Origin of the sequence: Halobacterium rubrum (genome assembly GCF_021729015.1) — an archaeon.
In the GTDB taxonomy this organism is placed as follows: domain Archaea; phylum Halobacteriota; class Halobacteria; order Halobacteriales; family Halobacteriaceae; genus Halobacterium; species Halobacterium rubrum.
Genome location: NZ_JAJQQZ010000002.1, coordinates 321,778 through 335,889, shown reverse-complemented (window position 1 = coordinate 335,889; position 14,112 = coordinate 321,778). Strand labels below are relative to the sequence as shown.

13 protein-coding genes are annotated in these 14,112 nt (G+C 70.4%); 5 read left to right on the top strand and 8 right to left on the bottom strand.

The genetic code is table 11. The features are described 5' to 3' along the window. Entirely contained in the window at positions 1-2,691 is a 2,691-nt protein-coding gene (gene mutS / locus LT971_RS09245; protein WP_237006638.1) for a DNA mismatch repair protein MutS, read from the bottom strand. A 147-nt stretch (positions 2,692-2,838) separates the two neighbouring features. Between mutS and LT971_RS09240 the strand changes: the two genes are divergently transcribed. Further along, entirely contained in the window at positions 2,839-4,032 is a 1,194-nt protein-coding gene (locus LT971_RS09240) for a hypothetical protein (RefSeq protein ID WP_237006637.1), read from the top strand. 6 nt (positions 4,033-4,038) lie between these two features. Here LT971_RS09240 and LT971_RS09235 read toward each other — a convergent pair whose 3' ends face one another. Beyond that, the gene (locus LT971_RS09235) at positions 4,039-5,052 is read right to left on the bottom strand and encodes an AIR synthase family protein (protein ID WP_237006636.1); all 1,014 of its coding nucleotides are present in this window, start codon (positions 5,050-5,052) and stop codon (positions 4,039-4,041) included. A 108-nt stretch (positions 5,053-5,160) separates the two neighbouring features. Here LT971_RS09235 and LT971_RS09230 point away from each other — a divergent pair, with 108 nt between their 5' ends. Together LT971_RS09230 and LT971_RS09225 are read left to right on the top strand one after the other, a co-directional pair. Next, a complete protein-coding gene (locus LT971_RS09230; RefSeq protein ID WP_237006635.1) occupies positions 5,161-6,240 on the top strand; it encodes an aminopeptidase in 1,080 nt (359 codons plus the stop codon). Positions 6,241-6,442: 202 nt separating this feature from the next. Next, a complete protein-coding gene (locus tag LT971_RS09225) occupies positions 6,443-6,886 on the top strand; it encodes a hypothetical protein (protein WP_237006634.1) in 444 nt (147 codons plus the stop codon). A 27-nt stretch (positions 6,887-6,913) separates the two neighbouring features. On the opposite strand, the gene LT971_RS09220 is transcribed toward LT971_RS09225, so the two are convergent. The 5 genes from LT971_RS09220 to LT971_RS09200 are packed head-to-tail and all read right to left on the bottom strand — an operon-like array spanning position 6,914 to position 11,878. After that, complete coding sequence (locus LT971_RS09220) at positions 6,914-7,624, bottom strand: ABC transporter ATP-binding protein (RefSeq protein WP_237006633.1); 711 nt, start codon at positions 7,622-7,624, stop codon at positions 6,914-6,916. Further along, positions 7,617-8,432 carry an ABC transporter ATP-binding protein gene (locus LT971_RS09215; protein WP_237006632.1) on the bottom strand — a complete coding sequence of 272 codons (816 nt, stop codon included), beginning with the start codon at positions 8,430-8,432 and terminating at the stop codon, positions 7,617-7,619. The genes LT971_RS09220 and LT971_RS09215 overlap by 8 nt, the downstream gene beginning before the upstream one ends. Continuing rightward, entirely contained in the window at positions 8,425-9,618 is a 1,194-nt protein-coding gene (locus tag LT971_RS09210) for a branched-chain amino acid ABC transporter permease (RefSeq protein WP_237006631.1), read from the bottom strand. The genes LT971_RS09215 and LT971_RS09210 overlap by 8 nt, the downstream gene beginning before the upstream one ends. Further along, positions 9,619-10,629: a branched-chain amino acid ABC transporter permease gene (locus tag LT971_RS09205; RefSeq protein ID WP_237006630.1), complete on the bottom strand. Its 1,011-nt coding sequence runs from the start codon at positions 10,627-10,629 to the stop codon at positions 9,619-9,621. Positions 10,630-10,639: 10 nt separating this feature from the next. Further along, positions 10,640-11,878, bottom strand: a complete 1,239-nt coding sequence (locus tag LT971_RS09200) for an ABC transporter substrate-binding protein (protein WP_237006629.1) — start codon at positions 11,876-11,878, stop codon at positions 10,640-10,642. Between the two features lie 179 nt (positions 11,879-12,057). Between LT971_RS09200 and psmA the strand changes: the two genes are divergently transcribed. Both psmA and LT971_RS09190 read left to right on the top strand, forming a co-directional pair. Then, a complete protein-coding gene (gene psmA, locus LT971_RS09195) occupies positions 12,058-12,819 on the top strand; it encodes an archaeal proteasome endopeptidase complex subunit alpha (protein WP_237006628.1) in 762 nt (253 codons plus the stop codon). A gap of 79 nt (positions 12,820-12,898) precedes the next feature. Continuing rightward, positions 12,899-13,231, top strand: coding sequence for a thioredoxin family protein (locus LT971_RS09190; RefSeq protein ID WP_237006627.1), 333 nt, complete (start codon positions 12,899-12,901; stop codon positions 13,229-13,231). A gap of 5 nt (positions 13,232-13,236) precedes the next feature. Here LT971_RS09190 and LT971_RS09185 read toward each other — a convergent pair whose 3' ends face one another. After that, entirely contained in the window at positions 13,237-13,971 is a 735-nt protein-coding gene (locus tag LT971_RS09185) for a DNA-directed RNA polymerase subunit epsilon (protein WP_237006626.1), read from the bottom strand. Positions 13,972-14,112: the final 141 nt, after the last annotated feature.

The window sequence follows — 14,112 nt, the reverse complement described above, 5'->3', positions numbered from 1 at the left end:
TCAGTCTTCCAGTTTCGACTGCCACTCCTGCACTCGCGAGAGCAACTCCACCGGCGTCGTCTCAGCCACGTCCACGTCCGAGAGCTCCGCGAGCACCGCCTCGGTCTCGGGGTCGAGCCCGTCGCTCTCACCGTCCGCCTCGTCGCCGTCGGCGCTGCCGCCGCCAGCGCCGCCCGTCCCTCGGCCGTCGGCGCCGACGAACTCGCCGCTCCCGACGTCGAAGACGGCCTGCACGGACCCGCCGGCCGACCCCTTCGCTTCGACGGCCTGTTCGTCCCGCAGCCGGTCGAGGACGTCCCGCGAGCGCTCCACGACGGGGTCCGGGACGCCCGCGAGGTCGGCGACGTGGACGCCGTACGACCGGTCGGTCGCGCCCTCCCGCACCGTCCGGAGGAAGGTGACGTCACCGTCCCGTTCCTCTGCCGCCACGTGGACGTTCGCCACGTCGGCGAGGTGGTCGGCGAGCGCGGTGAGTTCGTGGTAGTGCGTGGCGAACAGGCTCTTCGCGCGGACCTCGTTGTGGAGGTACTCCGTTGCCGCCCACGCGATGGAGATGCCGTCGTAGGTCGCCGTCCCCCGCCCGACCTCGTCCAGAATCACGAGCGAGTCCTCGCTGGCGGCGTGGAGGATGCGGGACAGCTCCTGCATCTCCACCATGAACGTCGACCGGCCGCCGGCGAGCTCGTCCAGCGCGCCCACCCGGGTGTAGATGCCGTCCACGAGCCCGATTCGGGCCGCGTCCGCCGGGACGAAGCTCCCGACCTGGGCGAGCAGGACGACCAGCGCGACCTGCCGCATGTACGTCGACTTCCCACTCATGTTCGGCCCCGTCACCACCTGGAAGCGCCGGCCGTCGCCGAAGGTGGCGTCGTTCGGAACGAACTCGGTGGTCTGCTCGACGACCGGGTGGCGGCCCGCCTCGACGGCGAGGTCGTCGCCCTCGACCAGCTCGGGACGGACCCAGCGGTTCGCGGCGGCGTGCTCGGCGAGACTCGCCAGCGCGTCCAGCTCGGCGAGCGCGCGGCCGGCGTCCTGCAGCAGTGCGGCGCGCTCCCCGACCCAGTCCCGGAGCTCCGCGAACAGCTCGCGTTCGAGGTCGGCGCGCTCGGCCTCCACGCGCAGAATCTCGCGTTCCCGACTCTCCAGCTCCTCGGTGGTGTACCGCGTGGAGTTCTTCAGTTGTTTCACCTCGCGGTACTCGCCGTCCTCGCCGTCGGGGACGGCGTCGGTCTCGCTGTTCCCGACCTGCACGTAGTGGCCGTCGGTCTTGTTCCGGTCGACCTGCAGGTGCGTGACGCCCAGCCGGTCTTTCTCGCGGCTGGCGAGGCCGTCTAGCCACTCCCGGTGCTCGCGGTACTCGGCCAGCAGCTCGTCCAGCTCGTCGTCGTAGCCCTCACACAGCAGCCCGCCCTCCGAGAGCGTCTTCGGGGGGTCCTCGGCGAGCGCGCCAGCCAGCTCTTCGCGGACCCCTGCCGCCGCCTCGCGGTCGACGCGCGCCAGCACGCCCCGGGCGGGCGAGTCCGCGAGCTCGGGCGTGGTCGAGAGCGCGTCCGCGACGTCGGGGAGCAACGCGAGCGTGTCCCGAATCCGCAGCAGGTCGGTGGCGTCGGCGCGGCCGCTGGCCGCCCGGCTCGCCAGCCGCTCGAGGTCGTAGGCGTCACCGAGCACGTCCCGCAGCGCGTCCCGGGCGAGCGCCGCGTCCGCCAGCGCGCCGACGGCGGTCTGCCGGCGCTGCAGTTCGGCGCGGTCGCGGGTCGGCCGGGTGAGCCACGCCTCCAGCCGGCGCCCGCCGGCCGCCGACGCGGTGTGGTCGACAGTCGCCAGCAGCGAGCCGTCGCTGCCGCCCGTCATCGTCTCCGTCAGTTCGAGGTTGCGCTGCGTGGTCGCGTCGAGTTCGACGTGGTCGTCGGCGCCGAACGGCTGGATGCGCGTCAGCGACGCCAGCACGCCGGCGTCCGTGTCGCCGACGTAGCCGACGGCCGCGCCCGCCGCCCGAACCGTCGGGCCGTCGGCGTCGACGTTGAGGCTCTCGATGGCGCCGCCGCCGAACTGCTCGCGGACGGCGTGGGCGGCCCGTCCCGCGTCGAACGCGCCGGCGTCGTGCAGCGTCAGCGTCGCGTCCGTCCGCTCCCGGAGCACGCCGAGGAAGTCGTCGTCGCCCCGGAGTTCGGGGCCGGGCAGCACCTCGGCGGGCGCGAACCGGTAGAGCTCGGTGACCGCCCCCGCCCGGCTGTCGGCGCCCGCCACGCGGAACTGGCCGGTCGTCACGTCGACGAACGCCAGCCCCCAGTCGCCGCCGCCGTCGTCGCTGCCCCGGCCGGCTGCCTCGCGCACGACCGCCGCGAGGTACCGGGCGTCGCTGTCCGTCGACTCGAGGAGGGTGCCCGGCGTCACCACGCGCTCGACGCTTCGCTCGATGTCGCCGGCGTCGTCCTCGGACTGCTCGGCGACGGCCACCCGGTAGCCGCGCTCCACGAGCGCCGCGAGGTACGGCGTCAGGTCGTCGACGGGAACGCCCGCCATCGGGTACGAGGAGCCGTGGCTGGCCTTCTCGGAGACTTTGAGGTCCAGCGTCTCCGCGACGGTCCGCGCGTCCTCCGCGAAGAACTCGTAGAAGTCCCCGACCTGCATCGCCAGCAGGTCGGCGTCGGTCCCCTCCTTCAGGTCGAGGAACTCCTCGACTATCCCCACCGCGCTCCCGCCTCCGTTCGCATCACGGTGGGTCGGTCGCGGCCGCGAGCAAGAAGGCTTGCGGTGTCCGCCGCTCGCGGCCCCGCGGCGCTGCACGCGGTGTGACTCACCGCAATCTGTTAGTGGCTGCTGGCCCGACTGTGAGACGTGACTGCCGCCCGACGCGCTCTCGCGCTCTGCCTCGTCCTCCTCGTCGCCGGCTGCGTGGCGCCGACCGCGAACGCGCCCGGACCGTCGCCGGTGGCCGACGACGCCGCGACCGACTCGCCGGCGACGACCACGACCGCGGAGTCCACGCCGGGCGACGCCCCCGAGCACGTCGTCGTGGACGGCGACCTCTCCGTGGACGCGAACCAGACGTTCGACCGCGTCGCGGCGTTACTGGACGCCGACTACGCGCCCACCAGAGTGGTGGTCGAGGACCTTTCGGGCCGCCGGACCGCCTCCTTCGACGGCGTGCCGTTCTTCTCGGCCTTCGGCGTGACCGACCCCGAAGACGCCGGCGCCGGCCCCGCCGGGCTGACGACGCTGGACGCGATGGTGTACGTGTCGCCGGCGGCGGCCGACTCGGCGCGCGTCGAACAGGTGCTCGCCCACGAGTTCGTGCACGTCGCGCAGGTCCGCGAGGACATGGTGCCGTGGTTCGGCGGACTGGCGCCCGCGCCCGCCAGCGTCGACGAGCAGTTCGTCCGGCGCGCACTCGTCGAGGGCGCCGCCGTCTACGTGACCGACGCGTACACGCGAGCCCACCAGCCCGGCACCGGACTCCAGTCCGCCGAACTGGCGGCGGCGTACGCCGACGCGGGCGCAGCCGGCCGGTTCCTCTTCGGCCAGTACCACTTCGGGTTCCAGTACGTCGACGCCACGCTCCAGGACCCCGCCGAGCTCCCCGACCTCTACGAGGACCCGCCGAAGACGTCCGAGCAGGTGCTACACCCCGGCAGCGAGGACGCACCGGTCGCGCTGAACGTCACCGTCGACGCCGAGTCGTTCGACCGCCTGCAGTCCCAGACCAGCCGCGCGGGCGAGTTCCTCACCCGGGTCGTGTTGCGCCAGACCACTCGTCGCTCGACCGCCCGCGAGGCGGCCGCCGGCTGGGGGAACGACGACGTGGTCGCTTTCGACACCCCGAACGGGTCGTCGGTCGCGTGGGTGACCCGCTGGGACACCACCGAGGACGCCGACGAGTTCGCGGCCGCCGCGCGCACGCTCGACGACCAGCCCAGCGAGGTCGCGTACCGGACCGAGCGCGTGGACGAGGACACCGTCGTCGTGTTCGCCGGCACCGAGCAGTTCGTGGAGACGGCCGAGGCGTCCGGGAACGTGACGATAGCCGCTTGAGGCGACCTACTCGCCGTACTGTTCTCTCGTCGCCTGATATGCCGGCCACAGCGGGTCGGCGTCCGGTTCCGCCAGCGGCTCGCCGTCGACGGTGACGCCAGCGCCGGCCTCGACCGTCCCGACCTCGGCCGCCGGAATCCCCTCGTCGTCGAGCGCCGCGAGCACGGCGTCGACGCTCCCGGGGTCGACGGCCGCAACCACGGTGCCCTCGCTGGACGCCGTCCACGGGTCCATCCCGAAGTGCTCGCAGACAGCGTCGACGCCCGGCAGCACGGGGACGGCGTCGCGCTCGACTGCCAGCCTGACATTGCTCGCGGCGGCGAGCTCGTGGAGGCCGTTGGCGAGTCCGCGCTCGGTCGCGTCGTGCATCGCTGTCACGTCGCCGGCGGCCGCCATCGTCAGGGCGTCCCGGACGGGGCTGGCGTCGTCGAATCGCGCCCGGGCCGCCGCAGCCGCCGCCTCGCCGATGGGGAGGTCGTCGCCGAACAGCACGCCCAGCAGGCCCGTGGTCTCGACGGCCGGCCCCTTCGTCACGACCACGTGGTCCCCCGGCCGGGCGCCCGTCGGGAGCACGAGGTCGTCGCGTTCACCGACCGCGAGCGCCGTCGCGCCGCCCACGGTCGGGAACGAACACCCCTCGTAGGTGCCGGTGTGCCCGGTCGTCAGGCTCGCCCCGAGGCTCCGGGCCTCCCGGTCGAAGACGTCCCAGATCGCGTCGAACGTCGCCGCGCTCGTTCCCGGCGGGAGATTCAGGTCCACCGCGAGGTGTGCCGGCGGCAGCCCCGAGAGCGCCACGTCGCTGACGCAGATGTGGAACGCGAACCACGCCGCGCGCTCCAGCCCCAGCGCCCGCAGCACGAACACCGGGTCGGTGGCCAGCGCGACCACCCGGTCGCCGACGCCGATTGCCCCGAAGTCCGCGCCGTAGGTCGGCCCCAGCACCACGTCGTCCCGGTCGGCGCCCGTGCGGCCTGCGATGTACTCGTCGAAGAACGCTCCGCTGGCCTTCCCGTCGTCCATACCCCGGCTTGTGTACCGGGACACAAGAAGCCGATGCGGCTCGTCTCAGACTGCTTCCAGAACTCTCCTTCTGGAAACCCTTTTTGTGCATCGACGGGACTTCCGAGTATGGACCCCCGCGTTCGCAATCACGCTGACGTTGTCGTCGACCACTCACTGGACGTCCAGCAGGGCGACCAGATTGTCGTCATGGCACCGCCCGCCGCGGAGGACTTCGTCGTCGCCCTCCACGAGGCCTGCGGCGAGCGGGACGCCAACCCGATGTGGGTCGCTCGCAGCAGCCGCGCGTCTCGCGCGCAGTTGCTCGCGGCCGACCCCGACCAGTTCGCGCTCGCGGAACACCTGAAGGCGGTCGCCGAAGCCGCCGACGGAATCGTGCAGGTGCGAGCGAACACGAACGCCAGCGAAATCAGCGACGTCCCTCCTGAGAAGCTCGCCGCTCGCGGCCGGTCACAGGAGGCACTCCAGGACGCCTTCGACCCCGAGGACATGTGCATCACCCAGCACCCCACGGCCGGCAACGCCCAGCAGGCCGAGATGTCCACCGCAGCCTACGAGGCGTTCGTCTACGACGCCGTGAACAGAGACTGGGACGCCCAGCGCGCGTTCCAGGCGCAGATGGTCGAGATTCTCGACCCCGCCGAGGAGGTCCGCGTCGTCTCCGGTGACACCACCGACGTGACGATGAGCGTCGACGGAATGGTCACCGTCAACGACGACGGGAAGACGAACCTCCCGGGCGGGGAGGTGTTCACCGCACCGGTCCCAGATAGCGTCGAGGGGACTGTCCACTTCGACAAGCCGGTCGTCTGGCAGGGCAACGAGATTCTCGACGCCACCCTGACGTTCGAGGACGGCGAGGTCGTCGACTTCGCCGCCGACCAGAACGAGGCGACTCTGGAGGGTGTACTGAACACCGACGAGGGCGCCCGCCGGCTGGGCGAGCTCGGCATCGGGATGAACCGCGGCATCGACCGGTTCACGAGCAACATGCTGTTCGACGAGAAGATGGGCGACACCGTCCACTTCGCGCTCGGCCGTGCTATCGAACAGACGGTCCCCGAGGGCCAGCCGCAAAACGAGTCGGTCACCCACCTCGACATGATCGTGGACATGAGCGAGGACTCGTACATCGAGGTCGACGGGGAGATCGTGCAGCGCGACGGGACGTTCCGGTTCGAGGAATAGCGAGGGGCTGAGCGAAGCGAAGCCCCTCGGAAAGGCGAACGGGGAGCGTAGCGACCCGTGAGCAGTAGCGCAGGTCCGAGCGAAGCGAAGCCCCTCAGAATGGCGAGCGGGGAGGAACGACCCGCGAGCACGCCCTACGGCCCGGTCCCGCCCGCAGAGAACCCCACAAACGCATATCGTCTCCGTCCGCGTAGCGTACGGCATGGGCCCCGAAGCCACATCTGTCGCCGGCGATTCCTGGCTCGTTCGACCAGCCGTCCTGCTCGCGCCCCTCGGCGTCTGGCTCGCGATGGCCGTCCTCGCCGTCGCCAACGGGGTGGTTCGGGAACTCGTGGTGATTCCCCGGGTCGGCGAGTACCCCGGCCACGTCCTCAGCACCCTGCTGCTGGTCGGCGCCATCCTCGCCGTCTCGGCGGCGTACTTCTGGAGCACCGGGACGACGTACACGGACCTCGAACTGGTCGCCGTCGGCGCCGGGTGGACCCTGCTCACCGTCGGCTTCGAGTTCCTCGTCGGCTACGCCGAGGGGACACCGGTCTCGGTGACGCTCGGCCAGTACGACGTGTTCGCTGGACAGGTCTGGATTCTCGTGCCGGTCACGCTGCTGGTGGCGCCGTCCCTCTTCGGTCGCGTGCTGACGGCGTAACGGCGAGAGAACCGGCGGACTGAGCCGTCAGCCGCCGAGGTAGAGCTGGCCGACCTCGGGGTTGTCCAGCAGCGCGTCGGCGTCGTCCTCGAAGCGCACCGTCCCCTGGTCGAGGACGTAGCCGCGGTCGGCGATGCTCAGTCCCTCGACGGCGTTCTGCTCGACCATCATGATGGCCGTCCCGAGGTCGTTGACCGTCTGGACGTTGTCGAAGACGTCGTCGACGATGCTCGGCGCCAGTCCGGCCGACGGCTCGTCGATGAGCAGGACGTCCGGCTCGGTCATCAGCGCGCGAGCGAACGCCAGCACCTGCCGCTGGCCGCCCGACAGCGTGCTCGCCTTCGCCGAGCGCTTGTCGTCGAGGATGTCGAAGCGGTCGTACAGCCGGTCGATGGTCTCCGCCAGCCCGGACTCCCGGGAGACGCCGCCCATCCGGAGGTTCTCGTCGACGGTCATCGACCCGAAGACGTTCTCGATCTGGGGGACGTAGCCCATCCCCGAGCGCACGAGGTCCGCCGGCTCGGCGCCGGTGATGTCCTCGCCGCGGAAGGTCACCGACCCCTTCCAGGGCGTCAGCAGCCCGAAGACGGTCTTCAGCACCGTCGACTTCCCGGCGCCGTTCGGCCCGATGAGGCAGACGATCTCCTCGGACTCGAGGCGCATGGAGAGGTCGTCGAGCACCTGCACGTCGCCGTACCCGGAGTCGACGCTGTCGACGTCGAGGACGGTGTCAGTCACCGCCACCACCCCCGAGGTACGCCTCGACCACCCGGTCGTCGTTTTTGACCTCGTCGGGACTGCCCTCCATCAGCACGGCGCCCTGATTCAGCACGACGATGGGGTCGGCGAGGTCCATGATGAACCCCATGTCGTGCTCGATGATGAGGAACGTGATGCCGTCCTCGTGGAGCTCCCGGATGATGGCCTTGAGCTTGTTCGCGAGCGTCGGGTTCACGCCCGCCACCGGCTCGTCCAGCAACAGCAGGTCGGGCTCGGCGAGCATCGCCCGCGCGAGCTCGACGAGCTTGAGCTGGCCGCCGGAGATGTCGGTCGCGGGCTGGTCGGCGAGGTGGGTGATCTCGAAGCGCTCCAGCAGCTCCTCGGCCCGCTGGAGGTTCTGTCGCTCCTCGGCCGCCACCGCGTCCGGCTGCGTGAACAGCGGAATCACGGACTCGCCGAGCTGGCGCTGCGGGCCGACGAGCATCGCCTCGCGGACGGTCATCCCCTCCAGCTTCCGGGGCGTCTGGAAGGTGCGGACGAGCCCGTGCTCGGTCACCTCGTGGGGGTCCATGCCGGTCGTCTCCTCGCCGTTGACGACCACGGAGCCGCCGTCCGGCTCGTAGAACCCCGACACGAGGTTGAAGAACGTCGACTTCCCGGCGCCGTTCGGCCCGATCATGCCCGTGATGGTGCCGCGCTCGACTTCCATCGTCACGTCGTCGGTGGCTGTCAGGCCGCCGAACGTCTTCCGGAGGTTCTCGGTGCGCAGGACCGCGTCCCCGGCTTCCTCCGGCTCTTCGCTGCGCGCCGCTGCTGGTTCACTCATCCGTCTCACCCCCGCGGTGCGCGCCCGGCCAGATGAGCTCTTTGCGGGGCGGCAACACGCCCTGCGGCCGGAACCGCATCACGGCGATGATGAGCGCGCCGACGGCGAACAGCCGCCAGGACGCCCCGACGCCGAGCCCGCGGGACCCCTCGACGATGGCGACGATGACGACACCGCCGAACAGCGCGCCGCGGTTCGAGCCGCTGCCGCCCAGAATCACGGCGATCCACGCGTAGAACGTGAAGATGGGGTCGAAGATGCCGGGCGTGATGAAGTAGTTCGAGTACGAGTAGTAGACGCCCGCCAGCATCGCGACGACGCTTCCGAGCACGAACGCCTGCATCCGGAACGCGTACGTGTTCTTCCCAAGCGCCTCCGCCAGGTCCTCGTCGCTGCGGATGGTCCGCAGCACGCGGCCCCACGGCGACCGGTGGACGCGTCGCAACACGACGTAGGACACGACGACGAACCCGGCGACGATGGCGAAGTTCAGGAGCCCGTTCCAGAACTGGTAGCCGAGCGTGTAGATGCCGAGGTCGACGGTCCCGACGTCGCTGGCGAACGTCCCGAGGACCGGCACCCCCTCGAAGAACAGGGGGATGCCGCCGATGCCGTTCGTGCCGTTCGTCCACGACTGCTGGTTGCGGACGACGAGCCGCAGCACTTCGGCGAGCCCGAGGCTGGCGATGGCGAGGTAGTCCTCGCGCAGACTCAGCGTCGGGATGCCGATGGCGAGCGCGAGCACGACGGTCGCCGCGACGGCGACGAACAGGCCGGCGATGGGTGAGACGTCCCACGGGAGCGGCGACCCGCTCGCGGACAGCAACGCGGGGACGTACGCGCCGAGACCGAAGAACGCCGCGACGCTGAAGTTGATGAGGCCGGCGTACCCCCACTGGACGTTCAGGCCCAGCGACAGCAGCGCGTACATGCCCGCCAGCGACACCAGGAACAGGAGGTACGTCGGCGACACCAGCCCGACGAGCACGCCAGCGAGCAGTGCGACCGCGGCGGCGGCGATGCCGTAGTTGGTGAGGCGTTCGACGCGGCGCTGGCTGGTGTCCACGCCGCCTTCGAACGCAGACCTGCTGCCCCCGGGTCCGTTCCCGCCGGCTTCAGCGCTGCTGCCGTCGTCGGCGCCCTCGGGCTCGATGTCGTCCTCGGGCTCGTGGCTGTCGTCGGCCATCTACGACACCCCCTCCCCGGCGATGCCGGTCGGCCGCACGAGCAACACGAACACCATGATGACGAACGCGATGGCGTTGGCGTACGCCGGCTCGATGGGGAGCCCGACGTCCGAGAGCACGGGCGTCAGGCGGTTCACCATCCCGATGACGACGCCGCCGAGCATCGCGCCGTAGACGCTGCCGATGCCACCGAGGATGACGGCGGCGAAGATGACCAGCAGGAGGTCGAACCCCATCCGGGGGCCGAGCTGGTTGTACAGCCCGAGGAACACGCCGCCGGCGCCCGCGAGCCCGGCGCCGATGACCCACATCGACGTGATGACGCGCTCCGTGCGGATGCCCGAGACCTTCGCGAGGTCCTCGTTGTCCGCGGTCGCGCGCATCGTCCGGCCGAGCGTCGTGTACTGGAGGACGACGTGCAGCGCCGCGACGAGCACGGCCGCGACGAGCACGATGGCCAGCTCGTGTTCGGTGATGGTGATGCCGGTAGCGGCCTCGATCCACGGAACCGGTCGGAGCACGGCGACGTCGTACTCGGTGAAGTCCGTGCCGAACTGGAGCTGGACGACCGCCCGGTAGACGAACGCCACGCCGATGCTCGTGATGAGCAGACCGATGGAGTCCGTGTCCAGCGGCCGGTAGATGAAGTAGTGCGTGGCGACGGCGACGACGGCGGCCGCCGCGATGCCGGCCAGCAGCGCCGCGTAGAACCCCAGCGGGAGCGCGAGCAGTTGGGGGCCGGCGGTGCCGACGGCGCCCAGCGTGACGAGTCCGGCGTACGCGCCGACGGTCATCGTGTCGCCGTGCGCGAAGTTCGCGAAGTCGGCGATGGAGTAGACGAGCGACAGCCCGATGCCGCCCAGCACGATGATGGCCGAGAACACCAGCCCGTTCACGAAGTAGTTCAGCAGCTGCGGGACGTAGTCGAGCCCGCCGACTGCGAGCCCCGGTGCGAGCGCTGCACCGGCGACGACACCGCCGCTCGGTTGCGCGACGAGAGTAGCGAGCATAGGCAGGGGGCTACTCGCCCGTGACGAAGCCCGACGAGACGTACTCGTGGTCCTCGACCGTGTACACCTGGAGGTACGCCACGGGGTCCCCGTTCTCGTCGAAGTCGATGGGGCCGCTGACGCCCTGGTAGTCGACGTCGCTGGGTCCGCCGCCGTCCGCCAGAATCTCGCTGGCCGCCTCGAAGGAGAACACCTCCTCGCCCTCCGGCCGGGTGACGTCCCGGATGACGTCGCCGAGCGCGGCGCCCGTGAACTCGTCGGCGGCCTGGATGGTGAGGGCGGCCGTCACCACGCAGTCGTAGGAGTACGCCGACCACGCCGTCGGCGACGAGCCGTACTCGTCCTCGAAGTCGGTGGCGAACGACTGGTAGTTGTCCTGGTCGACGGCCGCCGACGGCAACACCACCTTCATGCCGTCGAGACTCCCCTCGGGCGTGTTCACGAGCACGTCCGACCCCTGCACCGAGTCGGCGCCGTACCAGTCCGCCTGTGCTTCGACGCCGCTGCTGAACGCCTCCTGGGCCATCGTCGTGAACTCCGGCTGGTAGGTGACGAACAGCCACGCGCCCGCGTCGGTGTTCGCCATCTGACTGACGACGTTGCTGTACGAGGATTGCCCCTGGTCGTGCGAGGAGTTGTAGACGACTTCACCGTCGTAGGCGTCGACGAACGCGTCCGTGATGCCGGAGCCGTAGTCGTTGTTCACCCACGTGATGGCGACCGAGTCGTTGCCGTCCTCGCTGATGATGTCGGCGAGTGCGGTCGACTGGGTGCGGCCGGTCGGCGACATCCGCAGCAACCCGGGGTAGGTGCTGAGCGCGGGGCTGGTGGAGTTCTGGGAGAGCTGGACGACGTCAGTCCCCTCGACGACGCTCTGGTAGATGGCGATAGAGACGCCGGACCCGACCGCGCCGATGAGGAACGGGACGCCCTCCTGGTTGACGAGCTGCTGGGCGGCGCTGACGCCCGCCTGTTGCTGGCTCTGGGAGTCCTGGACGCTGATGGAGAGCTCGCGGCCGCCGATGGTGACGTCGTTGACGTCGTCCAGCGCCAGTTCGCGGCCGCGTTCGTTGCGCTGTCCGAACGCCGACAGCGACCCGGTCTGGGAGTCCACCATCCCGATCTCGTAGGGGCCGCTGTCGCCGCCACCGCCGCCGAGGTCGACACAGCCTGCCGTCGCGAGGATGCCGGCCGCGCCGGTCCCCTTCAGTACATCCCGCCGACGCAGTCCATTGTTGTCGTTTGTCATGGTATCACTTCTACATCGGATTGCATCGCATATACTACTTGCCCCTCCTTCGGTGGGTTTCGCGGGCTACGTATCGGGTTCTCGAACGGAACGGGGCGCACTGGCCGGCGCCCACCCCCACCCCTGCCGAAAGTCAAAGCCCTTTACGTCGGGGGGTCGAATAGGCACGCAAGGAAATCATGCAGGGTCAGAACCAGCAGCAGGCCTACGACCGGGGAATCACCATCTTCTCCCCGGACGGCCGCCTCTATCAGGTGGAGTACGCGCGGGAAGCAGTGAAGCGAGGGACGGCGAGCATCGGCGTCCGCACCCCCGAGGGTGTCGTCCTCGTCGTCGACAAGCAGACGCGGTCGCCGCTCCTCGAGGGCTCCAGCGTCGAGAAGCTCCACAAGGTCGACGACCACGTCGGCGCCGCCAGCGCCGGCCACGTCGCCGACGCCCGCCAGCTCGTGGACTTCGCGCGCCAGCAGTCCCAGGTCGAGCGCGTGCGCTACGACGAGCCCATCGGCGTCCGCACGCTCACGAAGGAAGTCACCGACCACATCCAGCAGTACACGCAGGTCGGCGGCGCGCGACCGTTCGGCGTCGCGCTCCTCATCGCGGGCGTCGAGGACGGCGAACCCCGGCTCTTCGAGACGGACCCCTCCGGCACCTCCAACGAGTGGAAGGCCGTCGCCATCGGGTCGAACCGCGGCGACATCCAGGACTTCCTCGAGGCCGAGTACGAGTCCGACCTCTCCGTCGACGGCGGCATCGACCTCGCGCTGCGCGCGCTGAACGAGGGCCGCGACGGCGCCCTCCAGGGCGACGGCGTGGGCGTCGCCGTCGTCGACGCCGACACCGGCGTCTACCGCGAGCTCGACGCCGAGGAGTCCCAGTCCTACATCGACGAGATCGAGGGCGCGGGCGACGAGGCCGCCGACGAAGAGACCGAGGAGTAACGCCTCCCGTCGGCGCCGAGTCGCGGCGGCGACCACCCTCGAACCAGTCCTTTTGCGTCTCCGCAGCCTATCGACCCGTATGACCGAACAGCGACAGAAGCCCGTCCGCGTCGCGGACGGCGACGAACTGGACGACGTGCTGGCGGCCCACGACCGCGTCCTCGTGGAGTTCTACACGAAGGGCTGCACGCTCTGTCAGGCCATCGAGCCCGTGCTGGGCAACGTCGCCCGCGAGACCGGTATCACCGTGGCGATGGCCAACCCCGGCGACGACGTCTCGCTCGTCGAGGACTGGCAGATCCGGAGCGCGCCGACGCTCGTGCTCGTCGAGGACGGCGAGGAGGTCGCGCGGCTCGCAGACGGCTTCCAGGGCGGGAGCGCAATCGAACAGTTCCTCGACGAGAACACGTAACCCGGCTACAGGTCGCCGGCGTCGTCGTCGCCGCTGCGTCCGTCCGTCTCCTCGGACAGCGACGGCAGGTGGGGGTCGCGGTGGGGGTTGCGGCCGTACGCTGGCAGGCCATTCTCGAGCTGGTCGGTAAGCACGCGCCGCAGCCGGTTCAGGCTCGTCTGGTCGAGCTCGTAGCGGTCCGCGAGCCGCTGGAACGTCGGCTCGTCGGTGACGTCGTGGCGCTTGTAGCGTTCGAACAGCGCCTCCATGCGGCCCTGCGTGAGCTCGGCGCCGTCGAGGTCGTCGAGACCGAAGTACTGGCGGCGGTCGACGTCGACGACGTGGCGGACGACGACGAGCGCGACCTTCTCGATGGCGCGCTGGCTGCCGAACGCCGTCAGGTCGATCTCGTCCATCACGCCGAGCGCGACGTCGCGCTGCCAGGGCGTCACGCCGATGGCGTTACAGAGCGCCTGCGTGGTCCGGAGGCGGTCGAGGCGGTGCGCGCGCTCGCTGGTGCCTTCGGTGGCGTGGTGGCGCTCGTCGTGCAGCCGCCGCACGCTGTCGGAGAGGTCGGCGTCGGGGGAGTCCGCTCGCCCGATGACGGTGGCGCTGGGGGAGACGACGCCCCACTGGCGGACCGTCGAGTCGCGGCGCGCTTCCGCGCGGGACAGTGACCCGGAGCCGGTCCGCGTGTCGACGACGCGCTCGGCGTCGTCGGGGTCCTCCCACTGGAGGCTGGTGCCGGCGTCTGCTGGCATACCCGGTGCTCCGTGCTTCCACCGAATAAACCCTCGGCCCGGCGACGCCGCTGGTGGGCGTCGCTACCGTGAGAATCTCCGCTCGTATCTTATCCTTGTCGCCAGAACCACTTAAAGAAATGTCGGCGGGCTGATGGCTAC